This is a genomic window from Calidifontibacter terrae (genome assembly GCF_054778835.1).
Genome location: NZ_BAAGZF010000002.1, coordinates 172,004 through 197,712 on the forward strand (window position 1 = coordinate 172,004; position 25,709 = coordinate 197,712).

General features: G+C 67.3%; 21 protein-coding genes and 1 tRNA gene. 16 read left to right on the forward strand and 6 right to left on the reverse strand.

Going from position 1 to position 25,709, the window contains the following annotated elements:
* Positions 1-648: 648 nt before the first annotated feature.
* Positions 649-1,302 (reverse strand): FMN-binding negative transcriptional regulator, encoded by a 654-nt coding sequence (locus ACYU98_RS03515; protein WP_460466803.1) that lies wholly within the window; start codon positions 1,300-1,302, stop codon positions 649-651.
* A gap of 125 nt (positions 1,303-1,427) precedes the next feature.
* On the opposite strand from ACYU98_RS03515, the gene ACYU98_RS03520 reads away from it, so the two are divergent.
* The 11 genes from ACYU98_RS03520 (at position 1,428) to ACYU98_RS03570 (ending at position 14,938) form a co-directional block, all read left to right on the forward strand.
* Complete coding sequence (locus ACYU98_RS03520; RefSeq protein WP_460466804.1) at positions 1,428-2,612, forward strand: hypothetical protein; 1,185 nt, start codon at positions 1,428-1,430, stop codon at positions 2,610-2,612.
* A gap of 131 nt (positions 2,613-2,743) precedes the next feature.
* Entirely contained in the window at positions 2,744-6,046 is a 3,303-nt protein-coding gene (gene fdh, locus ACYU98_RS03525) for a formate dehydrogenase (RefSeq protein WP_460466805.1), read from the forward strand.
* Positions 6,043-7,047, forward strand: coding sequence for a 4Fe-4S dicluster domain-containing protein (locus ACYU98_RS03530; RefSeq protein ID WP_460466806.1), 1,005 nt, complete (start codon positions 6,043-6,045; stop codon positions 7,045-7,047). Before fdh ends, ACYU98_RS03530 begins: the two co-directional genes overlap by 4 nt.
* Positions 7,044-8,075 carry an NrfD/PsrC family molybdoenzyme membrane anchor subunit gene (gene nrfD, locus ACYU98_RS03535; protein WP_460466807.1) on the forward strand — a complete coding sequence of 344 codons (1,032 nt, stop codon included), beginning with the start codon at positions 7,044-7,046 and terminating at the stop codon, positions 8,073-8,075. Before ACYU98_RS03530 ends, nrfD begins: the two co-directional genes overlap by 4 nt.
* A 33-nt stretch (positions 8,076-8,108) precedes the next feature.
* A complete protein-coding gene (gene selD / locus ACYU98_RS03540) occupies positions 8,109-9,095 on the forward strand; it encodes a selenide, water dikinase SelD (RefSeq protein WP_460466808.1) in 987 nt (328 codons plus the stop codon).
* A 35-nt stretch (positions 9,096-9,130) separates the two neighbouring features.
* A tRNA-Sec gene (locus ACYU98_RS03545) sits at positions 9,131-9,227 on the forward strand.
* Positions 9,228-9,242: 15 nt separating this feature from the next.
* Positions 9,243-10,505 (forward strand): L-seryl-tRNA(Sec) selenium transferase, encoded by a 1,263-nt coding sequence (gene selA, locus ACYU98_RS03550; RefSeq protein ID WP_460466809.1) that lies wholly within the window; start codon positions 9,243-9,245, stop codon positions 10,503-10,505.
* Entirely contained in the window at positions 10,502-12,259 is a 1,758-nt protein-coding gene (gene selB / locus ACYU98_RS03555; protein ID WP_460466810.1) for a selenocysteine-specific translation elongation factor, read from the forward strand. The genes selA and selB overlap by 4 nt, the downstream gene beginning before the upstream one ends.
* Before the next feature lie 76 nt (positions 12,260-12,335).
* Positions 12,336-12,953: a phosphatase PAP2 family protein gene (locus tag ACYU98_RS03560; RefSeq protein ID WP_460466811.1), complete on the forward strand. Its 618-nt coding sequence runs from the start codon at positions 12,336-12,338 to the stop codon at positions 12,951-12,953.
* Between the two features lie 4 nt (positions 12,954-12,957).
* Complete coding sequence (locus tag ACYU98_RS03565) at positions 12,958-13,866, forward strand: exodeoxyribonuclease III (protein ID WP_460466812.1); 909 nt, start codon at positions 12,958-12,960, stop codon at positions 13,864-13,866.
* A 73-nt stretch (positions 13,867-13,939) separates the two neighbouring features.
* A complete protein-coding gene (locus tag ACYU98_RS03570) occupies positions 13,940-14,938 on the forward strand; it encodes an NADP-dependent oxidoreductase (RefSeq protein WP_460466813.1) in 999 nt (332 codons plus the stop codon).
* Between the two features lie 61 nt (positions 14,939-14,999).
* On the opposite strand, the gene ACYU98_RS03575 is transcribed toward ACYU98_RS03570, so the two are convergent.
* From ACYU98_RS03575 to ACYU98_RS03585, 3 genes are all read right to left on the reverse strand, one after another.
* Complete coding sequence (locus ACYU98_RS03575) at positions 15,000-16,049, reverse strand: lipoate--protein ligase family protein (RefSeq protein ID WP_460466814.1); 1,050 nt, start codon at positions 16,047-16,049, stop codon at positions 15,000-15,002.
* A 115-nt stretch (positions 16,050-16,164) separates the two neighbouring features.
* The gene (locus ACYU98_RS03580; protein ID WP_460466815.1) at positions 16,165-17,859 is read right to left on the reverse strand and encodes an MFS transporter; all 1,695 of its coding nucleotides are present in this window, start codon (positions 17,857-17,859) and stop codon (positions 16,165-16,167) included.
* Positions 17,860-17,942: 83 nt separating this feature from the next.
* Complete coding sequence (locus ACYU98_RS03585; RefSeq protein ID WP_460466816.1) at positions 17,943-18,548, reverse strand: TetR/AcrR family transcriptional regulator; 606 nt, start codon at positions 18,546-18,548, stop codon at positions 17,943-17,945.
* A 167-nt stretch (positions 18,549-18,715) separates the two neighbouring features.
* On the opposite strand from ACYU98_RS03585, the gene ACYU98_RS03590 reads away from it, so the two are divergent.
* Positions 18,716-19,024 carry a GNAT family N-acetyltransferase gene (locus tag ACYU98_RS03590; RefSeq protein ID WP_460466817.1) on the forward strand — a complete coding sequence of 103 codons (309 nt, stop codon included), beginning with the start codon at positions 18,716-18,718 and terminating at the stop codon, positions 19,022-19,024.
* Positions 19,025-19,139: 115 nt separating this feature from the next.
* On the opposite strand, the gene ACYU98_RS03595 is transcribed toward ACYU98_RS03590, so the two are convergent.
* Positions 19,140-20,513 carry an aspartate aminotransferase family protein gene (locus tag ACYU98_RS03595; protein WP_460466818.1) on the reverse strand — a complete coding sequence of 458 codons (1,374 nt, stop codon included), beginning with the start codon at positions 20,511-20,513 and terminating at the stop codon, positions 19,140-19,142.
* A 149-nt stretch (positions 20,514-20,662) separates the two neighbouring features.
* Positions 20,663-21,676, reverse strand: a complete 1,014-nt coding sequence (gene fgd, locus ACYU98_RS03600) for a glucose-6-phosphate dehydrogenase (coenzyme-F420) (RefSeq protein WP_460466819.1) — start codon at positions 21,674-21,676, stop codon at positions 20,663-20,665.
* Between the two features lie 88 nt (positions 21,677-21,764).
* Here fgd and ACYU98_RS03605 point away from each other — a divergent pair, with 88 nt between their 5' ends.
* Genes ACYU98_RS03605 through ACYU98_RS03620 form a run of 4 tightly spaced genes read left to right on the forward strand, consistent with a single transcriptional unit; the run spans position 21,765 to position 25,669 of the window.
* Positions 21,765-22,070, forward strand: a complete 306-nt coding sequence (locus ACYU98_RS03605; protein WP_460466820.1) for a FeoA family protein — start codon at positions 21,765-21,767, stop codon at positions 22,068-22,070.
* Positions 22,067-24,025 (forward strand): ferrous iron transporter B, encoded by a 1,959-nt coding sequence (gene feoB, locus ACYU98_RS03610; protein ID WP_460466821.1) that lies wholly within the window; start codon positions 22,067-22,069, stop codon positions 24,023-24,025. Before ACYU98_RS03605 ends, feoB begins: the two co-directional genes overlap by 4 nt.
* Positions 24,022-24,585 carry a NifU family protein gene (locus tag ACYU98_RS03615; RefSeq protein ID WP_460466822.1) on the forward strand — a complete coding sequence of 188 codons (564 nt, stop codon included), beginning with the start codon at positions 24,022-24,024 and terminating at the stop codon, positions 24,583-24,585. The genes feoB and ACYU98_RS03615 overlap by 4 nt, the downstream gene beginning before the upstream one ends.
* A 28-nt stretch (positions 24,586-24,613) precedes the next feature.
* Positions 24,614-25,669 carry an FUSC family protein gene (locus ACYU98_RS03620; protein ID WP_460466823.1) on the forward strand — a complete coding sequence of 352 codons (1,056 nt, stop codon included), beginning with the start codon at positions 24,614-24,616 and terminating at the stop codon, positions 25,667-25,669.
* Positions 25,670-25,709: the final 40 nt, after the last annotated feature.

A 25,709-nucleotide genomic window follows, 5' to 3' on the forward strand; every position in this document is an offset into this window, starting at 1 on the left:
CAGGGCCTGCGTGGGGCGCTCCAGCTGTTGCCGACTAGGCACCAGCTTTCTTCGAGCGGCGCGCCTGGCGATGGTGCCCGACCTTCAGGCGTGTAACCCAGTGAGATGACCGCCAGGACGGCGATGGCAGCCGGGATCCAGAACCCTCGCTGCAGCCCGTGGTTGCTGAAGGACATCGCCGCCCAAAACGCGCTGATCACGGACACCGCCCTGAGTGCTTCAGCGACCCAGGCGCGCCGCGCTGGAATGTCACTGTTCTTGCTCACGACTCACGTCCTCTCTCAGTGCAGGAACTACAGGGGCTAAGCGGTCGCCCACCCAACACTCCAGAGCTAGAAGCGGCACCAGCATCACAGGTTGGGAGCCTAGCTGGACCGATGGATCGGCCAGCTGGTTTGTGCAAACCCTCCAACACCGTGGGCGCGTCCGTATTCGATCGTTTTCGAGCAGTCAGTTCGTCGGCCGGAAACACGCCTGACGAGCTGTCCGAAAACCCTGCTCAGTGACCTGCGTGCTCGAAACCGCTCAGTTTCAGCAATTTCGAGCGGAGCCCTTGGACACCACGACGTTGGTGGGCCGGCTGCCTTTCCACGACATGGGTGCTGCCCGGCCCGGCCTGAGCAGCGACCCACGGTGCGGCTTGGCCGGTCAGCTCCACCCTCCGCCGGGCGCTTCCCGAACCGGCGCAACCGGTGCAACCTGCGCGCCCATTCGCTCCACGAGTTCGGACTCACCCGATTCCGCGCGGATTCCGTCGCGGGCGCCGAGGCGATCTGCGGGCGTACGAGCCGCGCTTACCTTGAACTTGCCCACCATCGACGAGATCTCGATGGAGATCCCAACGATGTCGTCGAGCCGCTGCGCGACGTAGTCGGCCGGCGCGTCACCCACCTTCCACGGGTGCTCGCGCCCGGACTCCATCCGCTGGGTCAGCATCGCCACCGCGGCGCGCTTCCACTTGGCGTCATCGTGGACCTCAAGCCGCCCGCGTACGTGGACGATCAGGTAGTTCCAGGTCGGCACCACCTGATGCTTTTCGGCCTTGGAGGGATACCAACTGGGCGAGATGTAGTGATCGATCGGCCCGAAGGTGACCAGAACGTTCTGCGGCGCTCGCCGCCACAGCGGGTTGGCGCGCGCGACGTGGCCGATCAGCCTGCCCTCCCGGGGCAGGAACGGGATCAGGTCGAGGTCGGGCCACTGTCCGTCGTGGGTGACCAGCGAGCCCAGGGGATGAGCGTCGATGAACTCCCGCAACTGCGCGTCGTCGGGCGCGCGGTCCTGGTCGGGCAGATAAGGCATGAGGGCAGCGTACGAAACAACGCCACTTGTCGACGGAACGCGTTCGGCCTGGTGTGACGCAGGTCATACTGACGTTTGCCGGTTCGCCGGCTTTCCCACCCGTCACCCGAGGGAGTCCTCTTTCTATGTCCAAGCTCTTCACCGGCGTCGCCGCGATCGCGCTCGCCGCCGGAATTGCCACCCCTTGCCTTTCCGCTCAGGCGGCGACCACAGCGCCGGCCGCCGCCAAGGCCGCAGTATCTGATCCGATCGCCGCCTCGTCGCTGACCCCGGCGCAAAAGGCGCGAGTGCGAGCCATCGTCGCCACGAAGCGGGTTCCGAAGGTGAAGCTCGACGGAGACAGTGACGCGTGGCGCGCCCAGCGCGACGCTGCCATCGACCCGACCCAATACCAGTGCGGAACCACCGCGTTGGACACCTACGTCGACGACTCCCTGGCAAACGTCAACATCCCCAACCTCCAGCTGATCAGCAGCCTCGGCGGCCTCGACGTTCCGACCTATGACGCGTTGGTGTTCGGACACGAGTCGAAGAGCAACAGTTTCGGACTCGACGGTTCCTACACCAACGAACTCAACCGGACCATGCGCGCGCTCAAGGGCTTCTGGGACATCAAGAGCAGTGACATCGAGCTGATGCCGATGCACGGCGCGGCCTCGTTCACGAACACCGACCGACTCGAGGCTGTGCTCCAGGTGATGGGTTACAGCCAGGGCGACTCGGAAGTCGTCGCCTCGATCCTGCCTCAGCTGATTGCTGCCGATCCGGCGCTGAGCGGCGGCGACCACCCGCTGTTCACCCTCAACGCGTTCGCCTTTACCGCCGCCGGCGACCCGGAAGCCGAGGCTCTGGGCATCACCGACCGGATCATCGTGGGCGACGGGATCCTGCAGGCCATGCAGTCGATCGGTCTGGGCAAGACGGCGCCGCGCTCGATCCTTTCCCACGAGTTCGGCCACCACGTGCAATACGAGGACAACCTGTTCGACTCGCCGCTGACCGGACCTGAGGCGACCCGCCGCACCGAGTTGATGGCTGACTCGTTCGGCTCGTACTTCATGGTCAGCAAGAAGGGCGAGTCGATCAACAAGTTCCAGGTCGTGCAGGACATCGCCTCGTTCGCCGCGGTCGGTGACTGCGCCTTCACCAACGACGGCCACCACGGCACCCCCAACCAGCGCACCCGTGCAGCCACCTGGGGAGCTGACACGGCGGCGGCCAGCAAGCCGGCGTCGTACGTGTTCCCATCGTTGACGTTTGCGTCGATGTTCGAGAAGCAGCTGCCGGTGTTCGTGGCGCCCGACGCCTGATCCGTACGCGATGAAGGGGGGCCCGCGTCGCGGGCCCCCTTTTATGACCAAGTGTCTTGGTTGCCTGTCCGATCCGAGCCCGACGCAGTAGCGTTGGCGTCGTTATCGGCAGCCGAGCAGGAGGTGGGTTCATGGGCATCGGAAAGGTGTTCCTTGACTGGCCCGTTGTGCGCCAGCTCGCCGACCGTGACTTCCTGGGCCGCGGCCCGTCAGTGACCAGCCCGACCACCCGCGACCAGCAACCGCGCATTCGCACCGCCGACAAGGTGGTGCGCAGCATTTGCCCTTATTGCGCCGTCGGCTGCGGCCAGCGGGTATTCGTCAAGGACGAGAAGGTCGTGCAGATCGAGGGCGACCCCGACTCGCCGATCAGCCGGGGGCGCCTGTGTCCCAAAGGTGCTGCCAGCGAGCAACTCGTCAACTCACCGCGGCGCCTGACCAAGGTTCGCTATCGGCGGCCGTTCGGGACCGACTGGGAAGACCTCGACCTCGAGACCGCGACCGACATGATCGCCGATCGATTCCTGCAGGCCCGCCGCGACTACTGGCAGGACCAGGACGAAAAGGGCCACCCGGTCAACCGGACGATGGGCATCGCTGCGCTGGGTGGGGCCACCCTCGACAACGAAGAGAACTACCTCATCAAGAAGTTGTTCACCGCGGCCGGCGCCGTACAGATCGAGAACCAGGCGCGTATTTGACACTCCGCCACGGTTCCCGGTCTGGGAGCCTCGTTCGGGCGCGGGGGCGCCACCCAATACCTGCAGGACATCGCCAACGCTGACGTCATCGTCATCCAGGGCTCGAACATGGCCGAGTGTCACCCGGTGGGATTCCAATGGGTGATGGAGGCCAAGAAACGTGGCGCGAAGGTCATCCACGTCGACCCGCGATTTACCCGTACGTCGCCGCAGGCTGATCGGCACATCCCGATTCGTGTCGGTTCCGACATCGCGCTGCTCGGCGGCCTGATTAACCACGTGATCAGCAACGACCTCTGGTTCAAGGACTACGTCGCGGTCTACACGAATGCCGCGACGCTGGTCCACGAGGACTTCCGCGACACCGAGGACCTCGGCGGCCTGTTCAGCGGTTTCGATGCGGAGTCGAAGACCTATGACCCGTCCACCTGGGCCTATGCCGATCGCGAGGGCGGCGGCGTTGAACATGCCGGTGGTGGTCACGAACATGTCGCCGAACACACCGAGTCGCAAGGGTCCGGCGGCGCGGCGCTCGAGCACGGAAAGGTGTTGCGCGACGAGACCCTGCAGGACCCCAACTGTGTTTTCCAACTGCTGAAGAAACACTTCGCGCGCTACACCCCGCAGGTCGTGGCCGACGTCTGCGGCATCCCGACCGAGGATTTCGCCTACCTCGCCGATGCCCTGACCCAGAACTCGGGCCGCGAGCGCACCGGCCTGTTCTGTTATGCGGTCGGCTGGACCCATCACACCGACGGAGTGCAGATCATCCGTACGGCGTCGATCCTGCAGTTGCTGCTCGGCAACGTTGGCCGTCCCGGCAGCGGGATCATGGCGTTGCGGGGTCACGCCTCGATCCAGGGGTCGACCGACATCCCGACGCTCTACAACCTGCTGCCCGGCTATCTGCCGATGCCGTCGGCCGGCAAACACGACACCTTCGACGACTACGTCAACAGCATCGCAACGAAGGCCCAGAAGGGTTTCTGGGCCAACGCCGACGCCTACACGGTGAGCCTGATGAAGTCGTGGTTCGGCGACGCCGCGACGGCCGAAAACCATTGGTATTTCGACGGATTGCCGCGACTGACCGGCCCACATGGCACCTACCAGACGACGATGGCAATGCTGAACGACGAGGTGCCCGGCTATTTCGTGCTCGGCCAGAACCCGGCCGTCGGATCGGCGCACTCCTCGATGCAGCGCAAGGCCCTGGCCCATCTGAAGTGGTTGGTCGTACGCGATTTGCAGCTGATCGAGACCGCGACCTTCTGGAAGGACTCGCCCGAGATCGCCTCCGGAGAGTTGCGCACCGAAGACATCGGCACCGAGGTGTTCGTGTTGCCGGCGGCCAACCACGTGGAGAAGGCCGGCAGCTTCACCCAGACCCAGCGGTTGGTGCAGTGGCGCCACAAGGCGGTCAACCCGCCGGGCGACGCGCAGAGCGAACTGCAGTTCTTCTACCTGCTCGGGCAGAAGATCCGCGCCAAGCTCGTCGACTCCGGCAACCCGCGGGACCGCCCGTTGCTCGATCTCACCTGGGACTACCCGCTCGACGATGAGGGCGAGATCGTTCCCGAGTCGGTGCTGCGCGAGATCAACGGTGTCGGCCCGGACGGGAAGACGATTTCCTCGTACACCGAGTTGAAGGCCGACGGGTCGACCGCGGCGGGCTGCTGGATTTACGCCGGGGTCTTCGCCGATGAGACCAACCGGGCCGCCTCGCGGGTGCCTGGTCAGGAACAGAACGAGGTGGCGCTGGACTGGGGTTGGGCCTGGCCCGCGAACCGGCGGGTGCTCTACAACCGCGCGTCGGCCGACCCCGACGGGAAGCCGTGGAGCGAGCGCAAGAAGCTGGTCTGGTGGGACGAGGCCGCCAAAAAATGGGTCGGTGACGACGTTCCCGACTTTCCGGTCTCGACTGCGCCCGGTTATCGCGCCGCCGCCGGCGTTGGCGGTCCGGAGGGAATCAACGGCGACGATCCGTTCATCATGCAGGCCGACGGCAAGGGCTGGTTGTTCGCGCCCAAGGGCGTTGTTGACGGTCCGCTGCCGGCTCACTACGAGCCGCAGGAAGGGCCGGTCAGCAACCCGATCTATCCGGGCCAGCAGGCAAACCCGTTGCGCGAGACCTTCGTTCGCGACGACAACCGCTACGCGCCGATGCCCGGAGAGCCCGGCGCGGAGGTCTATCCCTACGTCTTCACGACCTATCGCCTGACCGAACATCACACGGCCGGCGGAATGAGCCGCTGGTTGCCCTATCTATCGGAGCTGCAGCCGGAGATGTTCTGCGAGGTCTCCCCGGCGCTCGCGGCCGCTGTCGGGTTGGAGAACGGTGGCTGGGCCACGATCGTCTCGCCGCGCGCGGCGATCGAGGCGCGAGTGCTGGTGACCGACCGGGTGAGCGCGCTGACCATCGAAGGTCGTACCGTGCACCAGATCGGCTTGCCTTATCACTGGGGTGTCGGGGCTGAAGCGGTCGTCAGCGGTGACGCCGCGAACGATCTGCTCAGCATTGTGTTGGACCCGAACGTACAGATTCAGGAGTCGAAGGTGGGCGCGTGTGACATCCGGCCAGGTCGCCGGCCCCGCGGCGCCGACCTGCCGAAGCTGGTCCAGCAGTATCAGCAACGAGCCGGGCTGACGGGCCCCTCGTCGTCCCCGTTGGTTGAGCCGTCGCGAGGAACGAGCGGCGTGTCGAAACCACCGACGCAGGAGGACCGACCGTGACCCTCTTCGGCAATCAACTCTTCGGCCCGACCGACCCGGCCAAAGACGCGAACTGGACCAACCCGCCATCCCGCAAGGGTTTCTTCACCGACACCTCGATCTGCATTGGCTGCAAGGCCTGCGAGGTGGCCTGCAAGGAGTGGAACCACGTTCCGCCGCGCCCTGAGACCGGCGACGACAAGATGCTCGGGTCGAGCTACGACAACACCGGTCACCTCGGCGCCGACACCTGGCGCCATGTGGCGTTCATCGAGCAGACCGGCGATCAGGTCGCTGCGGCCCGGGAAACCGGGCTGCGCGATTCCAAGCCGATCAGCCTGGGAATGCCGTCGATTGGCGCGCCGGCGCCCAAGGCCGCGGTGGCCGAGGAGCCACACCGCCCGGTGCGCTGGCTGATGAGCTCCGACGTCTGCAAGCACTGCACCCACGCCGGCTGCCTGGATGTCTGCCCGACCGGTGCGCTGTTTCGCACGGAGTTCGGAACGGTCGTGGTGCAGCCGGATGTCTGCAACGGCTGCGGCTACTGCGTCTCGGCCTGTCCGTTCGGGGTGATCGACCGCCGCGCCGACGGCACGATGAACGTCATCGCTGGCGAGCCCCAAGTCGACCCGAACCACGGTGTCGCCCAGAAGTGCACACTCTGCTACGACCGGATCTCTGTCGGCGAGCAGCCGGCCTGCGCGAAGACTTGTCCGACCACCAGCATCAAGTTCGGCGACCACACCGAGATGGTCGAGACCGCCCGTGAGCGCCTCACCGAGTTGCACGACCAAGGCCACACCGAGGCGCGGCTCTACGGCGCGAACCCCGAGGACGGCGTCGGCGGCACAGGCTCGGTGTTCCTGCTGATGGACGAGCCGGAGGCCTACGGACTGCCGCCGGACCCGGTGGTGACCACCCGCGACCTCCCCAAGATGTTCGAGCGCGCGGGCACCGCCGGCACCCTCATGCTGGGCGTCGCCGCCGCGGTCTTCGCGGTTGCGGGGCGGGTCGCCCGATGACGACCAGCCCGTACGACGCGGATCGCCCGCCAGAGGGGCCGCGCCGCCGTGACCGGAAACGCAAGAAGCGCGCCGGCGATCCGAACGCGATGGTTCCGGATGCGGAATTCACCTCGTATTACGGCCGCAACCTCGTCAAGCCGCCGCCGTGGGGCGATGACATCCCGGCCTACCTGTTCCTCGGCGGCCTGGCGGCAGGTTCGGCATTGATCGGGGCGGGCGGCCACGCCACCGGTCGGCCGGCGCTGCAGGCCATTGGCCGCTTCGGTGCGATCACCGGGGTGAGCCTCGGCGGGCTCGCGCTCGCTCACGACCTTGGCCGGCCCGAGCGGGCGCTGAACATGATGCGTACGGTGAAACTCACCTCGCCAATGTCGGTCGGCTCCTGGATCCTCGCCGCATTCGGGACCTTCGCCGGGGCGGCCACCGGTTTGCAGTTGGTCGGCTCGAGGCTGCCGGCGTCCCTCGTCCGCGTCGCCGACCCGATCGCGACGGCCGGTTCGGCCGTGTTCGCCCCTCCGCTGGCTGCGTACACCGCGGTTCTGTTGTCCGACACCGCCGTTCCGACCTGGCACGAGTCGTTCCACCACCTCCCGTTCATCTTCGTCAGCTCCGCAACGGCGGCTGGATGCGGCCTCGCGCTGGTTGCTGCTCCGCCGCGCGAAACGGCGCCGGTTCGGGCGCTCGCAGTCCTTGCTGCCGCTGTCGACCTCGGGGTTGACCATCTGCTGGACGAGCATCTCGGCATGCTGGCCGAGCCGCGACACCAGGGGAAATCCGGCACCCTGCACAAATTCGCCACCGGGTTGACGGCTGCTGGCGCGATGGGGGCGGCGCTGGCCGGCCGCCGTCGCAGTGTGGCGGTCGCCTCCGGGCTGGCCCTGCTCGCCGGTTCGGCCTGCACCCGGTTCGCCATCTTCGAGGCCGGTATGGACTCGGCCCGAGACCCGAAATACACCGTGGTGCCGCAGCGCGAGCGGGCCGCCGCGAAACTCGCAGCGAACCAGGGGATCACCCAACCGGGCTGACCGCGTCACCGGCGCGCGAGTAGCGTCGCGGTCATGGAGAAGCGACTCACCCAGTTCGCCCACGGCGGCGGTTGCGCCTGCAAAATTCCGCCGGGCGAACTCGAGGAGATGGTCCGCGGTCTAACCGCGCGGCCGACACCCGACCTGGTCGTCGGGTTGGACGATGGCGACGACGCCTGCGCCGTTCGCCTGCGCCCTGGCAGCGACGAGGTCGTCATCTCGACCACCGACTTCTTCACTCCCGTCGTTGACGATGCGTACGACTGGGGTCGGATCGCCGCGGTCAATGCGCTGAGCGACATTTACGCCATGGGTGGTCGGCCGGTGCTCGCGATCAACCTGCTCGGCTGGCCGCGCGGAGTGTTGTCGACCGAGCTGGCCAGTGAGGTCCTGCGCGGTGGGCTGGCTGCCTGCGAGGCGGCGGGTGTTCCGCTGGCCGGGGGTCACAGCATCGACGACCCCGAGCCGAAGTACGGCCTCGCGGTCACCGGTCTCGGGCTGGCCTCGAAGTTGCTGCTCAACTCCAATGCCGCTGCCGGCCAGCCGGTTTCGCTCACCAAGCCGATCGGCGTCGGGGTTCTGAACAACCGCCACAAGGCCACCGGCGATGTTTTCCCGCAGGCGATCGAATCGATGACGACACTGAACCGGGACTCCGCCGAGGCGGCGTTGGTCGCCGGCATCACCGCGGCCACTGACGTCACCGGCTTTGGACTGCTCGGCCACCTTTACAAGATGGCGCGGGCCTCCGGCGTGACTGCCGTCGTACGAGCCTCGGCTGTTCCGTATCTCGCAGACGTGCGCAGTTCGTACGCCGCCGGCTTCGTGCCCGGCGGATCGCGCCGCAACCTGGACTGGGTGCTTCCCCATCTCAGCGCCGAGGTCGACGAGGACGAACTGATTCTGCTGGCCGATGCGCAGACCTCAGGCGGGCTGCTGCTGGCCGGGGAGATCCCGGGCGCGCCGGTGATCGGGGAGTTCGTGGAGCGTGGCGAGTTCGTCCTGGAGATCCGCGCCTGATCCTCGCCGGCGCGGTGGATATGCTGCGCGAGCAGGGAGGCGTCAGGGTTCCTGGTGGGGCTCCGCGGTCTTCAAAACCGACGAGGCCGAGTATCTCGGCCTGGCGGGTTCGATTCCCGTCCGCCTCCGCCAAACGGCAGGAGAACCATGGGCGACCCGCGGCGTGACATCCCCCGCACCGACGACGTGCTGCGCCAACTTTCGGCCGAGGTCGACCGGTTCGGTCGCGCTCGGGTGAAGACCGCCGTGACCGACGCGCAGCAGGCCGCGCGGTCGGGTGCGGTCCCGACCGCGGAGGTCACCGATCACGCTCGCTCCTTGCTGACCCGATCGTTCACCCCGGTGATCAACGCGACCGGGGTCGTCGTCCACACCAACCTCGGTCGGGCTCCGCTGAGCAACAAAGCGATTGACGCAATCGTCGGCGCGGCGGGCTACGTCGACGTCGAGCTCGACCTCGCCACCGGGGCCCGGTCGCGCAAGCGTGGAAAGCCGGTCCTCGATGCGCTGGTCGCCGCGACTCCGGGCGCCGAGGCGGCGCTGGTGGTGAACAACGGGGCGGCGGCGCTCTCGCTGGTGCTGACCTGTCTGGCGGCGAGGCGTGAGGTGGTCGTCTCCCGCGGGGAGCTGATCGAGATCGGCGACGGTTTCCGGCTGCCCGACCTCATCGAGTCGACGGGTCCGCGGTTGCGTGAGGTCGGCACCACCAACCGCACCCACGCCGCCGACTACGAACGCGCGATCGGCGAGGCCACCGGCGCGGTTCTCAAGGTCCACCCGAGCAATTTCCGGGTCGAGGGTTTCACCACCGCGGTGCCGGTCGAGCAACTCGCCGGCCTCGGTGTGCCGGTGGTCGTCGACATCGGTTCCGGTCTGCTGCAACGGGATCCACTTCTACCCGATGAGCCCGACGCCGCGAGCGTGCTGGCCGCTGGAGCCGATCTGGTCACCGCGAGCGGCGACAAACTGCTCGGCGGGCCCCAGGCCGGGATCATCGTCGGTCGCGCCGAACTGGTGGAACGCATCCGGCGACACCCATTGGCGCGCGCGTTCCGTGTCGACAAGCTCACGCTCGCCGCCCTTGAGGCGACTCTGGCCGGCGGCGCCCCGGTCACCGACTACCGGCACCGTACGCCCGAGGACCTGCTGGCCCGTACGCGACGGCTCGCGGACGCCGTCGGCGCCGAGGTGGTGCCCCACGACGGCCGGGTCGGCGGAGGTGGCGCGCCTGGTGTCCAGCTGCCCGGGTGGGCCGCGTCGCTGCCGGAAGCCGTTGCGGCTCAATTGCGTTCGGGAGATCCGGCCGTGGTCGCCCGGGTGCGTGACGGTCGCTGCCTGGTCGATCTGCGCTGCGTCGAGGAGCGCGACGACGAGCGGCTGATCGAGGCGGTGCGAAGGGCGATGGCGTGAGGGTCGTCGCCACCGCCGGACACGTCGACCACGGCAAGTCGACGCTGGTCCGTGCCCTCACCGGCACCGACCCGGACCGTTTGGAGGAAGAGCACCGCCGCGGCCTGACCATCGACCTCGGCTACGCCTGGACCTCGCTGCCCGACGGTGAGGACCTCGCGTTCGTCGACGTCCCGGGCCATCAGCGGTTCATCGCCAACACCCTGGCCGGGATCGGCCCGGCGCCAGCCGTGCTGTTGGTGATCGCGGCCGACGAGGGGTGGCGGCAACAGACCCAGGAGCACCTCGACGCGATCAACGCGCTGGGAGTCAAGAACGGTCTGGTTGCGGTGACCCGCAGCGACCTCGCGGATCCCGAGCGCGCGATTGCAGAGGCGCGAGAACGCCTAGACTCCAAAGTTTTTCGCGAGATCGTCCCGGTTTCGGCGATGACCGGCGATGGGTTGCCTGAACTGCGGGCGGCGCTCGCTCGCCTCGTCGACGCGTTGCCCGAGCCCGACCGGATCGGACGCACCCGGATGTGGATCGATCGGGTCTTCACCGTTCGCGGCGCGGGCACCGTGGTCACCGGAACGCTCGGCAACGGCACGGTCCGAATCAACGACCGGTTGCAGGTTGGAACGGAGATTGCATCAGTTCGATCAATACAGGCGCTGGAGCGGTCGGAACAGCAGGTCGGCGCCGTAGCCCGCGTGGCCCTCAATCTGCGAGGTCTGGCCACCAACGAGATTGCCCGGGGCGAGGTGGTGGTGACGCCCGATGCGTGGCACCTCACCCACGTCGTCGATGTGCGGATCGAACCCGAGCCTGAGTCGCTGCCCAGCGAACTGATGGCCCACGTCGGAACGGTTGCGGTGTCGGCGCGGGTGCGCCCGCTCGGTGGCGCTCACGTGCGCCTGCAGTGGACCGGCGATCTCCCGCTGACCGCTGGCGACCGGCTCGTGCTGCGCGACCCCGGCCGGCAGGAGGTGGTGGGCGGAGCGCTGCTGCTCGACGTCGACCCGCCACCGCTGACCCGGCGCGGGGCCGCGCGGGCGCGGGCCATTGAACTGACGGCGTACGACGGAAGGGCCGACGCTCGCCGGGAGACGGACCGACGCGGGTTCGTACGGCTGGATCACCTCCGCCGCCTCGGAGCCGACCCCGCCGGGTTGCGCACCGTCGGTGACCACGCGATCTCCGAGGACCGTTGGAAGGCATGGCGTTCGGCGGCGGTCAAGGTGATCGACGCGCGGCATCGCGACCACCCGCTCGACCCGAGCGTGCCCGTGGCCGCCCTCAAGGACGCGATCGGAGCACCGGCGAACGACATCGTGATCGCTGTCGCCCGGGCCGCAGAGCTGGAGGTCGTCGACGGAGGTGTTCGGCGTCCGGGCACACGCGCGGATCTCGGCGCGGCTGATGCCGGGCTGCGCGAGCTCGAAGCGCGGCTGCGGGCCGAGCCGTTCCGCGCGGCCGAGCGAGCGGAGCTCGACACGCTGGGTTTACGCGCGCGCGAACTGGCCGCAGCCATCGGGCTCGGCCGGCTGATCGACCTCGGCGACCAGATCTTCCTGTTGCCAACCGCGCCCGCCCTGGCCATGCGCGAACTTGCCGCGCTCGGCGCGCCTTTCACTGCAGCGCAGGCGAAGGGCGCGCTCGGCACAACGCGACGGGTGGTCATCCCGCTGTTGGAACACCTCGACCAGCGTGGGTGGACTCGCCGGATCGACGGCACGCTGCGTGAGGTGCGGCGGGGAAATCAGTCGCTATAACGACGAAAACCCTTTACTACGGACGTAGTGGGCAGTCCCCAGGTAGAACTAGGGCGTGACTCGATTCCGTACGGCCGTGGCGCTCCTGCTTGTTGCGGGGCTGTTGGCCCTCGCCGTACGCCTGCAGTTCCAGCCGCTGCTGAGCGCCGACAACGGGGTGGTCGACGCGGCGACCGGACTAACTCGGCGCAGCCACCTGCTGCGTCGACTGGCGGACGACTGGCAATGGCTGAGCCTGCCGTCGCACCTTTACGTCTTCGCCGCGGTGGCCTGCTTCGTCAAGCGGGGCAGGCTGGCCGGTGAGCCGATTGCCGTGATGCTGATCGGCTGGTTGCTGCTGAATCTGGCCAAGCCGCTGGTGGGTCGTCCGCGCCCGGTGCAGGCGCTCGACGCCCTGGGCGGATTCTCGTTCCCTTCCGGTCACGCGGGCAGCAGCGCGGTCGTGGCGACGACCCTGATCTTTGTCTTCGGCGGCCGGAGCGTGGCCCGTCCACTGGCGGCCGCGCTGGCGATCGTGACCCTGCTGACCGGTCTGGATCGAGTGCTCCTCGGCGTGCACTACCCCAGCGATGTGATCGCCGGTTGGTGCTTCGGCGCCGGCGTCGTGGCCCTGATCTACGCTGTGCCACCGGCGATCGAACGACGCTATCCCGGCATCCTCGAAACCCTGCCCTACGGCCCGAGGAGTTCCTGACCCCATGCGCATCGCGACCTACAACGTCAACGGGATCCGCGCCGCCCAGCGGCGTGGCTTCGAGTCGTGGCTCGCCACGAGCGCGCCCGATGTCGTCGCGTTGCAGGAGGTCCGCGCCCAACACGACGCGATCCCGCAGGGCGTCTTCGGCCCGTACGTCGTGGCGTACGAAGAGGGTGTCCTCAAGGGCCGCAACGGGGTTGCGGTGATGACTCGTACGCCCCCTGCCGCCGTTCGAACCTGGAGCGGCCACGCGCGGATGATCACCGCCGAGTCCTCGGAACCGGTTGTCGCGCAAGAGCTGACGCTCGCTCGCGGGCTGAAGGAGTTCGCCGCGGAAGGGCGCTACGTCGAGGTCGACCTCGCCGACGCGCCACTCACCGTTGCCTCCCTCTACCTGCCCAAAGGCGGCTTGCCCGCCGAACTACAGAAGCCCGGCCGGATGCGCGAAGCGCCCGATGACGGCGCCAAATTCGAGCGCAAAATGCGCTTCCTGGACGCGTTCGGTCGGCAGGTTCAGCGGTCGCGGCGGAGGGCGCTCGCCGATGGTCGGGAGTTCCTGTTGCTCGGTGATCTGAACATCGCACCGACCCGGTGGGACGTCACCAACTGGCGCCGGGCCCATCAGATGGAGGGTTTCCTGCCGCAGGAGCGCGAGTGGTTGAACGGGCAGCTCTCCGCGCGCACCTTGGTCGACGTCTTCCGCAAGCATCACGGCGAGGTGGACGGGCCTTATTCGTGGTGGTCCTGGATGGGGCAGTCGTTCGACAAGAACGTCGGGTGGCGCATCGACCATCACCTCGCGACGCCGAAACTGGCCCGCGCCGCGACCGGTGCCTGGGTCGATCGTGAGCCGTCGCGGGACACCCGGATCAGCGACCACGCGCCGGTCGTGGTCGACTACGCGATCTGAGCAGGCCCCTCCTGACGGCCGCAGCGGAGCCCGGCGCAATGCACTCAGAGGGGGCGGTCGTACCGTGGGAGGCATGACCTCAACCCGCGAGATTCACCTCGCCTCCCGTCCCCACGGTGCGCCGACCGCCGAGAACTTCCGCCTCGCCGAGGTCGAGTTGCCCGAGTTGGCCGACGGCCAAATCTTGGTGCAGAACACCGTCATTTCGGTCGACCCCTACATGCGCGGTCGGATGAACGACGTGAAGTCCTACGTCCCGCCGTTCCAGATCGACCAGCCGCTCGACGGCGGCGCGGTCGGCACCGTCATCGCTTCCCGCAGCGCCGCCGTTCCGGAGGGTTCGAGCGTGTTGCACGGACTCGGCTGGCGCGAACACGCGATCCTTCCCGGCGACCGCGTCAAGGTCGTCGACACCCAGAACTTCTCCGCCAGCGCCTACCTCGGAGTGCTCGGCATGCCCGGACTGACGGCGTACGCGGGGCTGATGGCAGCCGCCGAATTCCATTCGGGCGACGCGGTGTTCGTGTCGGGGGCTGCCGGCGCCGTCGGGTCGCTCGTCGGCCAGATCGCGAAGCTTTCGGGCGCCTCGCGGGTGATCGGTTCGGCCGGTTCGCCGGAGAAGGTGGCCCGGCTCAAGGAGCTGGGCTTCGACGCCGCGTTCAACTACAAGGACGGCCCGGTCGTCGAGCAGCTGAAGCAGGCGGCGCCCGACGGCATCGACGTCTACTTCGACAATGTCGGCGGTGAACACCTCGAGGCCGCGATCTCCCGGATGAATGTCGACGGGCGGATCGCGATGTGTGGCGCGATCTCGGTCTACAACTCCACCGAGCCGCCGGCTGCTCCGCGCAACCTCACCGCCGCCATCGGTAAGCGTCTGACCCTGCGCGGCTTCATCGTCGGGAAATACAACTCGATGGCCGACGAGTTCCTCGCCACGGTCGGCCCCTGGCTGGCCGATGGCTCGCTCCAGTGGGACGAGACCACTCGGGAAGGGTTGGAGAACGCACCGCAGGCGTTCATCGACCTGCTGACCGGCGGGAACACCGGCAAGATGGTCGTCCGGCTCTGAGGAGTTTGTCCGTCACTTCGCTGGCGACACGCCACCGAAGTGGCGGACAAACTGCGGTTGATCACGGGACCCGGTGGGTCCACTCCGGCGTCGAGAACTTCTCCGCGACCAACTGATGCGCGGCCTCCAGCTCGGCCGGGGTGTAGTCGGCGCGATGGGTCGCGTAGCGCCGCTCGAAGGTGGCCAGGAATGACTCCAGGATCGCCTCGCGGGTCATGCCGGTCTGGCTGCGCATCGGGTCCACCCGCTTCTTCGCCGACCGGTGGCCCTTGTCGCTGAGCTTCTCTCGGCCGATACGCAACACCTGCGTCATCTTGTCGGCGTCGATGTCGTAGCTCATCGTCACGTGATGGAGCACGGCCCCGTCGGCGAACCGCTTTTGCGCGGCGCCGCCGATCTTGCCCTGGTCGCTGGCGATGTCGTTGAGCGGAACGAAGTGGGCGTTCACCCCGACCTCGGCCAGGGCCTCGATCACCCAGTCGTCCAGGAACGAGTAGGACCGCTCGAAGCTGAGGCCCTCGACCAGTGAGGTCGGCACGACCAGGGAGTAGGTGATGCAGTTCCCCGGCTCCATGAACATCGCGCCGCCACCGGAGACCCGGCGTACGACATCGATGCCGAACTTCTCGGCCCCGGCCGGGTCGACCTCGTTCTTCACCGACTGGAACGAGCCGATGACCACCAACGGTGAGTCCCAGTCCCAGAACCGCAGCGTCGGCGGGCGCTCGCCCCGGGCGACCTCACGGCCGATGACCTCATCGAGCGCGACGTGCATCGCGGGATGCATCACCGTTGCGGGGATGACGTCGAAGGTGTGGTCCTGCCACCCGGTCGCTTTGCCGAGGGCCCGTCGTACGGCGATTCCCACGGCCTCGGGGGAGAACCCGATGAACGAGACGTCTTTGTCGACCGCCCCGGAGATGGCCGAACTCAGTTGTTCCACACCGGCGTTCGCCGAGAGCCCGTTGAGCGCGGCGTTGATGTCGAGCAGCGCCTCCTGCGGTTCGAGGAAGAAGTCGCCGTTGACGCTCACCTCGCTCAACCGTCCGTCGACGACCTCGAGGTCGACCGCCACTAACTTGCCACCGAACACCTTGTATTCACCGCGCATAGTCAGGCCAACACCGCGGGTCCTACTCCTATGCCGAGATAACTACTTGGGGCCGAGATAACTACCTGCAGGTAGTTATCTCGGCCCCAAGTAGTTATCTCGGCAGCTCTGGGTGTCACCCGACGTGGATGCCCTCGGGGCCGTCGGTCGCCAGCTCGTCGTGCTTGACGTCCAGGAAGATCCAGACGACAGCCGAGGCGGCCAGCATCATGATCGTGCCGATGATGAATGCCTTGGTCGCGCCTTCGGTGAACGAACCGAGGTAGGTCACGTTGGCGATGACCTGGTCGAAGGAGTGAACGTCCATTTTGGTCATCAACTGCTGGGCCAGTCCCGGATCGTTCGCCGTTGCCGACGTCAGACCCTTCGCGATCCCGGCGCCGATCTTGTCGGCGTGGTTGCTGGTGAAGTGGGTTGCGACGGTGCTGAGCGTGGCCAGACCTAGCGCGCCACCAACCTGCTGCATCGTGTTGAGCACACCGGAACCGATGCCGGAGTCCTCGCCGCGCACGTGGTGCACCGCGGTCAGGGTCAGCGGCACGAACACCGCACCCATACCCAGCGCCATCAGGAAGACGTAGGGCAGGATCTGCGTCCAGTAGTTCACGTCGTGACCCAGCGACTGACCGCTCGACAGGGTGCCAAGAACGGCAGCGGCGCTGTCGTGAACGGACAGCCGGGTGAAGCCGTAGAGCGCGGCTGCGGCCATCAGGGTGCCGATGCCGGAGATGAACCGCGGGTCGAACCGGGCCACGAGCTTGGAGACCACCGTGGCGCTGATGATAATGCCGACCGAGAACGGCAGGAACGCGAAGCCGGCCTTCAGCGGCGAGAAGCCCATGACGTTCTGGATGAACAGGCTCAGGAAGAAGAACATCGAGAACATTGCTGCGGGCATCAGCATCATGGCCGCGAAGCTGGCCGCACGGGTGCGGCTGGCGAAGATGCGGAAGGGCAGCAGCGGGTGCTCGACGCGGCTCTCGATGAACCCGAAGAGGACCAACAGGGCGACACCGGCAATGAGACTTCCGTACGTCGAGGGCGATCCCCAGCCGTACGACGGGTCTCCGGCGCGGGACAGGCCGAACACGAGAGCGAGCAGACCGAAGGTGCCGGTGATGGCGCCAGGAATGTCGAGCTTGCCTGCGCCGGACTGGGATTCAGTCAGGAAGCGGGGCGCAAGAGCCGCGGCAACCAGGCCGATCGGGACGTTGATCAGGAAGGTGAAGCGCCATCCGGCAACGTGGCTGCCGAACATAGCCACCGGAGCCAGACCGGTGAGCCAGCCACCCAGAATCAGACCGACAGCAGCGCCAGCGCCGGACATCGCGGCGTAGACGGCGAAGGCGCGGTTGCGGGCTGCGCCGGCCGGGAAGGTGGTGGTGATCAGAGCGAGCGCGGCCGGGGAGGCGAGCGCGGCGCCGAGGCCCTGCAGGCCACGGGAGCCGAGCAGCATCGCTTCGTTCTGCGCGAAGCCACCGACCATCGAGGCGAGGGCGAAGACGATGACGCCGATCATGAAGACGCGGCGTCGGCCGAGTAGGTCACCTAGGCGACCACCGAGCAGCAGCAGACCGCCGAACGCGAGGGCATAGCCGGTGACGATCCACTGCAGGTTGCCTGAGCTGATGCTCAGGTCGCGGCCGATGAACGGCAACGCGATGTTGGCGATGGTGCTGTCGAGCACCACCATGAGTTGGGCCAGAGAGATCAGGACCAGAGCCCACCCCAGGTTCTTCCCGCCGGTGGTGGCGGTGGAATCCGGGGTTTTGGACTGGTCCCGCTCGATGACATTGGTCATGTCAGACATAGGAGTCCTTCGAGAGATGTTTGGGCATAGCGATAGCGGCGAACGTCGCGCCGCGACGTGCGAGAAGTGTCAGAGGTGTTGAGTCAGTTCCGTCGCTGGTTGCAGGCCGGCAGGATGATCTGATCGATGACTTGTTCGACCAGTTCCGAGGTGGGGTCCTCGCCCATCACCACGCTCTGGTGGAGCACGATGGCGGGAAGGGCGGCCGCGATGAGGTCCAGATCGAGGCCGGGACAGACTTCGCCCCGGTCGCGGGCCCGTTCGAAGATGGCGCGGGAGGCCACCTTCTTGGGACCGATGAAACGTTCCCGATAGGCCAGAGCCAGTTGTTCGTCACGGTCGATGGCGGTCAGGATCCCGGTGAAGACACCACGGATCCGATCGTCGTTGAGGCCACCCAAACCACAGAAGGTCTGCAGCAGGTCGCCGCGCAGGGTTCCGGTGTCGGCAGCCGGACGCGTCTTGCTGGCAAGGAGTGCATCCATCACCAGGGCTGACTTGTTCGACCATCGGCGATACAGAGTGGCTTTGGACGCCTTGGCCCGCGTGGCCACATTGTCCATCGTCATTCTGTCGTAGCCGCTCTCATACAGTTCGTCGAGTGTTGCCTCGAAGATCTGCTGCTCCCGCTCACCCTCAACCCTCGGTCGCGACTCCGAGGACGGCGATGAAGCGGACGGGCAGTTCACGAGCGGTTCCTTCCGGAAGTAGAACGAAACGGTTTCGTTCCAAGAGGCACAGTAGGCCTGTTCGGCGGATGAAACAAGTCCGTTTCGTGTGACGACGGTCGCACGGCCGGATTTGTCGCGGGTCTAGGCTCAAATCGTACGAGGAAGCGCCGAGCCAAAGGTCTGCGATGAGCCAACCGATCGTCACGAACAACCCTCAACAGAGCCGCTACGAAGCCCACGTCGACGACGCGTTCGCCGGTCGCGCCGAATACGAGCTCGGCGATGGCCTCATCACCTTCACCCACACGATCGTCGAGCCGCAGTTCGAGGGGCGTGGGGTGGCCAGCGCGTTGGTGCGCACGGCCTTGGACGACGTACGAAGTGACGGCAGCCGGCAGGTGTTGCCGGAGTGTCCCTACGTGAAGGCCTGGATCGAGAAGCACCCGGACTACCTCGACCTGGTCTACGGGGCGCCCACCCACCTGTCCGACTGATCTGCCACCCGCAGCCAGCAAACGCTGCACTACGCGACAAACCCTGCAGGTCTACCTGCAGGGTTTGTCGGTAACTACAGCGTTTGCGCCGAGGGTGGGCACGCTGCGCGTCGGGTCAGCCGCGCAGATCCTTGGACATCTCGTCGAAGACCGCGACGTAGGCGTCGATCGCCTCGTCGGTGTGGGTGATCGACAGCGTCCACTCCTCTTCACGACCCGGCGTCATGAAGATGCCGCGGTTCATGTTGTAGAGCCAGGCCAGGTCGGCCAGCGGGCCGTTCTGGTGCGCTTTGTACGTCGCGTAGTCGACGACCTTCTCCGGGGCGAAGGTGACGCAGCCCTTGGAACCGATACCCACCGCGTAGCCGGGCAGGTCGTACTTGCGGACGACCTCCTCGCAGCCACCGACGATGCGGTCGTTGAGGTGGGCGAGGTGTTCGTACGCCGCCGGGGTCAGCACGTCGAGCAGGTTGGCGCGCATGGCAGCGGCACACAGCGGGTTCCCGTTGTACGTTCCGACCTGATACACCGTTCCGTCCTCGACGACGGACATGACCTCTTCGGTGCCACCGATGGCGCCCGAGGGGAGGCCGGCGCCGAGACCCTTGGCGAGAGTGACCATGTCGGGCACCACGCCGAACTTCTCGGTCGCGCCACCGGCAGCGACCTGCAGGCCGGTCTTGACCTCATCGAAGATCAACACGATGTTGTGCTTGGTGGTGATCTCGCGGACCGCTTCGAGGTAGCCCTCCTCCGGGAGGACGACGCCGAGGTTCATCATCGCGGCTTCCATGATCACGCAGGCGGGCTTCTTGCCCTCCTTGTCCAGTTCGACGATGCGGCGCTCCATGGCCTCCGCGTCGTTGAACGGAACTGCGATCGTCTGGTCGACGGTCGCCTGCGGGATGCCGGCGCCGTACGGCAAGGACTTGAGGTGGAACCGGTCGCCGATCTCGCCGTACGGAACCCCGATCGAGACCATGACCGTGTCGTGGTGGCCGTGGTAGGACCCGAAGATCTTCATCACGGTGTCGCGGCCGGTGAAGCCGCGGGCGATACGGATCGCGTCCATCGTCGATTCGGAGCCGGAGTTGGTGTAGCGCCACTTCGGCAGGCCCCAGCGGCGGGCCAGCTCGTTGCCGACCACGATCGCGTCCTCGGTGGGGGCCGCGAAGTGGGTGCCCATCGGGTAACGGTCGGCGATCGCCTTGCCGATGATCGGATGGGCGTGGCCCTGGACCATCGAGCCGAACCCGTTATGGAAGTCCCACATCTGGTTGCCGTCGACGTCGGTCACCCGCGGGCCCGAACCGCCCTCAAGGTAGATCGGCCACGGGTCGCGCAGCTGGTAGGACGAGGCGACGCCACCGGACAGGTGTTCCTGCGCCCGGACGTACATCGCCTTGCTCTTCTGAGTCTTGGCGTCGAGCTTTTTCGTCTCGATCTCGGTGAGCTCGGCTATGCGAGCGGTACTGATGTCAGTAGGCATGAGTCAGTCTCCCAACCGATCGGCCTGGCATCGGCGGTTTGAAGAAATGAACTCCGACCGGCCTGGCAGCGGAGCTGGCCCCACAGTAGCGGGGTCGGTCAGGCGGCGAACAGATGTCGGGGGGGGCCTTTGTGAGGCGGCTGAGTCGCTCAGCTCGCGTCGAGCGAGCGCAAGGGCCCCGCAAGATCCCGCTCGAACTGCTCCAGGAACCGGCGCTGGTCGTTGCCGGGCGCGTGGAACACGAGGTGGTCGAAGCCGGCATCGACGTACGGCTTGATCTGCGCCAGCGCGTCGTCGGGGTTCGAGGCGACGATCCAGCGCTTGGCAACCTGCTCGATCGGCAGCTCGTCAGCCAACCGCTCCATTTCCTTGGGGGAGTCGACGGAGTGCTTCTGCTCCGGGGTGAGCGACAGCGGCGCCCAAAAGCGGGTGTTCTCGAGGGCAGCTTCGGGGTCGGTGTCGTACGACAGCTTGATCTCGATCATCTTGTCGAGGGCGTCGTACGAACCCTTTCCGAGGTCAGCCCCCTCGCGGACTGCGGGCAGCAGGGAGTCGGTGTAGAGCTCCATGCCCTTGCCGGAGGTGCAGATGAAGCCGTCGCCCATCCGCCCGGCGTACTTCGCCACGGTCGGACCACCGGCTGCGATGTAGACCGGGATGCCGCCCTCGGGCACGTCGTAGATCGAGGCGTCGCGGGTTGTGTAGTAGTCGCCCTCGAAGGTGACCTCGTCGCCGCGCCAGAGCTGGCGCATCAGCCGTACGGACTCGCGCAGCCGCGCGAACCGCTCCTTGAAGTCGGGCCACTCGCCGGTGAACCCGGTGGCGATTTCGTTGAGCGCCTCACCGCTGCCGACACCCAGCACGACCCGGCCCGGGAACAGGCAGCCCATGGTCGCGAAGGCCTGGGCGATGACCGCCGGGTTGTATCGGAAGGTGGGGGTCATCACCGAGGTGCCGAGCACCAGGTTGTTCGTACGCTCCCCGACCGCCGACATCCAACTGATCGCGAAGGGCGCGTGGCCGCCGTCGTGTCGCCACGGCTGGAAATGGTCGCTCACCCAGGCGGAGTCCAGGCCGTGGGCCTCGGCGGCCACCGCGATCTCGACGAGTTCGCGCGGCCCGAACTGTTCGGCGGAGGCTTTGTAGCCCAGCTTGATGGTCATGCTCCCGATGCTACGTCCGGGTGCGCAAGACGTCTCCACCGGTGAGAAGGTTAGGCAATCCTCACGCAACGTGATTACCATCGTCCGCATGTCCGCGATTGCCCTCACCCTTGAAGCGCGCGCCTTGCCCGCGCTTCCCGCCGCGGCGGCGCCCACCCTGCACGCGCTGCGCAAGGGTTCGACGGCGACGATCACCGGCTTCGTCGAGCAACTCGAGCCGAGCACCGCACGCCGGTTGTTCGACCTGGGTCTGACGCCAGGCGCGCAGGTGGAGGTCGTACGACGAGCACCGGTTCTCGACCCGACCATCTACCGGGTTGCCGGCTGCGAGGTCGCCCTGCGCCGCGAGTTGGCGCGCGGGATCCTCGTCGAGACGGCCACCGACCCGCGGTGAGCGGGCACCACCACGGCGGAGGCTCCGGAGTCGCCGCTCCGGTCGACACGACGCGCTTCGCTCTGGTCGGCAGCCCCAACACCGGCAAAACCACCCTGTTCAACGCGCTCACCGGCCTGACCGCCAAGGTGGGCAACTACCCCGGCGTGACGGTGAGCCGTTATGAGGGCCTCACCACTGTCGCTGACGGCCGCCAGGTGCTGGTCGAGGACCTGCCCGGCACCTACTCCCTCGACCCGATCAGCCCCGATGAGGTCGTGGTCGCTCAGGCCCTCGACGCCGATCACCACGAGCCCGGTGTCCACCACCCGGATGCCGTGATGGTGGTCCTGGATGCCACCAACCTGGGGCGCAGCCTCGGCCTGCTCGCCCAGGTTCTGAGCGCCGATCTCCCGACTGTCGGGGTGCTCTCATTCTCTGATGATCTCGCCCGGCGCGGCGGCAGCGTCGACGTTCCGGCTCTCACCGCGGCGCTCGGTATCCCGCTGGTTCCGATCACTGCCGGCGACCGGAACGGGGTCCAGGCGCTGCGCCAGCAGATGGCCGACCCCCGCTCGTGGCCGGCGCCGATCGTGCTCCCACCGACCGAGCCGGCCGAATCGGTGCAGTGGGCCCAGTCGGTCCTGACCGAAGCCAAATTTTCGGCGCCGAAGATCGATCGCCGCACTCAGCGGATCGATAACGTGCTGCTGCACCCCGTCTGGGGAACACTGGTCTTTTTCGCCACCATGTTCGCCTTCTTCCAGACGATCTTCACCGTCGCTGCGCCCTTGCAGTCCGGCGTCGAATGGGTGTTCAGTCGGCTGGGCCAGATCGCCGGCGACCACATCACCAACCCAACGCTCTCCTCGTTCGTGTCCGATGCGCTGATTGGTGGAGTCGGCGGTGTGCTGGTGTTTCTCCCACAGATTGCGCTGCTGTTCGTCCTGATTGCCCTCCTCGAGGGCACCGGATACATGTCGCGGGCGGCGTTCCTGATGGACCGCGTGATGTCGTACGCAGGGCTGGAGGGGCGCGCGTTCGTCTCGTTGCTCTCCTCGGTAGCCTGCGCGATCCCCGGGATCATGGCGACCCGGTCGCTGCCGTCCGCGCGCGACCGACTCGCCACGATGATGGCCGCCCCGATGATGACCTGTTCGGCGCGGCTGCCGGTCTACGTGCTGCTGATCAGCATGTTGGTGCCGGGTGATTCCCGGTTCGGTCCGATCGGTGCGCAGGGCGCAATCATGTTCGGCCTCTATCTGCTCGGCGCGCTGTCGGCGATGAGCTCGGCGTGGGTCTTCTCCAAGATCGCCGCCCGTCGGGCGGCGCCGATGCCGTTCTACATGGAGATGCCGAGCTATCGACTGCCGAAGGCGAAATACGTCGGCCTGTCCGTCTACGAGGCGTGCATGACCTTCATCAAGAAGGTTGCCCGGATCATCCTGGTGGTCACCATCGTGCTGTGGGCTCTGCTGAACCTGCCCAACCACGGCACCACCGCGTTGCGCTCCGCCGGTGTCGACGTCACGAACTCCGCGGCCGTCGATCAGTACCGGTTGGACCACTCGTACGCCGCGTCCGTCGGCCGCTTCGTGGCGCCGGTCTTCGAGCCGCAAGGCTTCGACTGGCGGATCAACATCGGCATCGTCTCCTCGCTGGCCGCTCGCGAGGTCTACGTCGCGACCCTCGGCCAGGTGGCTGCGGCGGACAACCCGGATGACCCGGGCGCTGCTCTGCAGAAGATGACGGTGCAGGACGGTCCGCGAGCCGGCGAGAAGCTGTTCACCCCCGCGGTGATCGCCGCCATCCTGGTGTTCTTCGTCTACGCCCTGCAGTGCGTCTCGACCATCGCCGCGTTGCGCCGCGAATCGGGGTCGTGGAAGTGGCCGGCGATCGCGTTCTGTTACATGTTCGCGTTGGCCTGGAGCCTCTCGCTGCTGGCGCACACCGTCGTCGGGGCGATCTGGTCATGACGCCGCTGCACGCCCAGGCTGTGCCCGGCCGCCCGCAGACCGTCCGCTGGTCGGCGCCCGAGGTGACCCTTCCCGTGGGCCGGTTGGTCGCCGCTCCCGACCCGCTCGGCCCGCTGCTGCAGTCGCTCTTCGTCGAAGCGTTGGTCGAACCGCACGGATTTCTGCTGACCTTGCCGGACGGTGAGTCTTGGCGCAGCCATGGTGTGGCAGTTCGTACGGCGCTGCTGACGGCGCTCACCGACCCCGCGGCGCTGCAGATGGTGCCCGATGACGACGGGATCCTGCGGACCGTGGTCGACGACGTTCTGGCCGGACCAACCGGTGACTACGTTCGCTCGCATGGCGGGTCCGTGCAGGTGCGTGAGGTCCACGACGGAGTCGTTGACCTGGAGTTCCAGGGCGCCTGCTCGAACTGTTCCGCCGCGGGACAGACGCTGCACGACCTGCTCGACACCGCCGTACGCAGTCGGTTTCCGGGGCTGGACCGGCTGCACGACGTCGATGAGGGCAAGAAGCGCACCGGTCACTTCACGCTCTGGCCGACCGTCCGGCGATCGTGAGTTGCAGCCCTTCTAGGCTCGTGCGCCGATGACCAGTTCTCCCCTCCTGCGGAACATGCTGCGGATCGGACCCCACGCCGGCGCCCACCGCGTCGCCTCCCGGGCAGCTATTTCTGTCTTTGTTCCGCTCGCAGTGCTGGTGCTCACCGGACACACCGCCTGGACCGTCTACGCCGCGTTCGGCGCCTTCACCTCGCTCTATGGCCGTCGCTCCGACTACGCCGATCGCACCGGGATGCAGGCGGTGGCGGCCCTCTTCCTCATCCTTTGCGTGATTGGCGGAACTGCGGCGGCGATCATGCAGGACCGCGCCTGGTTGGTGGTGGGCCTCGGCGCTCTGGTCGCTGCCACCGGTCACGTTGTCTCGGCGGTGTTCAGTTGGCATCCGCCGGGCCCGCTCTTCCTGGTCTTCGCGTTCACGGTCTGCGCCGCCATCCCCTCCCAGCCCAGCCAGGTCGCGCTCAGTGCGATCGTCGTCGCCGCCTCCGCGCTGTTCGCCATGGGAGCCGGGCGCCTCGGCGCGCTGCGGGAGCCGGGGCATCGCCCTGCGGCGACCATCACCCGTACGCGGGTCCGCACCGTCCTGGCCGACCGAAGGACGCATGCGCAGGTGGCGCGACTGCTTTGCTCCACCCTCATCGCGGGCTCGATCGCGACACTGCTGGGTGGGCGGCATCCCTACTGGGCGATGGTCGCGGCAGTCGCCACCCTCGGCGGCGCGGGCCGCTCAGCCCAGGTCGTACGCGGCCTGCACCGGATGTTCGGCACCCTGGTCGGCGTCCTGGTCGCCTGGCCGATCCTCGCGCTGCACCCGCGCGGGATCGTCGCGGTGCTGGTCATCGTCGTGTTGCAGGCGTTCGCCGAACTGCTGGTCGGGCGCAACTACGCCCTCGCGCTGCTGGCAATCACCCCGCTGGCGTTGATGATGGGGCGGCTGTCGCTGCAGCAGCCGATCGGTCCGTTGCTGGTCGACCGGGCCGGTGAAACGGCGCTCGGCGCGGCGATTGCGCTGCTGTCGCTGGTGGTCGTACGCACCCGGAAATCGTCCGGTGATCCCGCCCCAGCGTCCGCTACCCGCGGGTAACCATCGACGGGGTACTCGCCCGCGAGGATGTGACGCATGG

Coding starts and splice junctions, on each gene's coding strand:
- ACYU98_RS03515 (WP_460466803.1), bottom strand. CDS start 1,302: ATGCCTTATCTGCCCGACCAGGACCGCGCGCCCGACGACGCGCAGTTG.
- ACYU98_RS03520 (WP_460466804.1), top strand. CDS start 1,428: ATGTCCAAGCTCTTCACCGGCGTCGCCGCGATCGCGCTCGCCGCCGGA.
- nrfD (WP_460466807.1), top strand. CDS start 7,044: ATGACGACCAGCCCGTACGACGCGGATCGCCCGCCAGAGGGGCCGCGC.
- selD (WP_460466808.1), top strand. CDS start 8,109: ATGGAGAAGCGACTCACCCAGTTCGCCCACGGCGGCGGTTGCGCCTGC.
- selA (WP_460466809.1), top strand. CDS start 9,243: ATGGGCGACCCGCGGCGTGACATCCCCCGCACCGACGACGTGCTGCGC.
- ACYU98_RS03565 (WP_460466812.1), top strand. CDS start 12,958: ATGCGCATCGCGACCTACAACGTCAACGGGATCCGCGCCGCCCAGCGG.
- ACYU98_RS03570 (WP_460466813.1), top strand. CDS start 13,940: ATGACCTCAACCCGCGAGATTCACCTCGCCTCCCGTCCCCACGGTGCG.
- ACYU98_RS03575 (WP_460466814.1), bottom strand. CDS start 16,049: ATGCGCGGTGAATACAAGGTGTTCGGTGGCAAGTTAGTGGCGGTCGAC.
- ACYU98_RS03580 (WP_460466815.1), bottom strand. CDS start 17,859: ATGTCTGACATGACCAATGTCATCGAGCGGGACCAGTCCAAAACCCCG.
- ACYU98_RS03590 (WP_460466817.1), top strand. CDS start 18,716: ATGAGCCAACCGATCGTCACGAACAACCCTCAACAGAGCCGCTACGAA.
- ACYU98_RS03595 (WP_460466818.1), bottom strand. CDS start 20,513: ATGCCTACTGACATCAGTACCGCTCGCATAGCCGAGCTCACCGAGATC.
- fgd (WP_460466819.1), bottom strand. CDS start 21,676: ATGACCATCAAGCTGGGCTACAAAGCCTCCGCCGAACAGTTCGGGCCG.
- ACYU98_RS03605 (WP_460466820.1), top strand. CDS start 21,765: ATGTCCGCGATTGCCCTCACCCTTGAAGCGCGCGCCTTGCCCGCGCTT.
- ACYU98_RS03615 (WP_460466822.1), top strand. CDS start 24,022: ATGACGCCGCTGCACGCCCAGGCTGTGCCCGGCCGCCCGCAGACCGTC.
- ACYU98_RS03620 (WP_460466823.1), top strand. CDS start 24,614: ATGACCAGTTCTCCCCTCCTGCGGAACATGCTGCGGATCGGACCCCAC.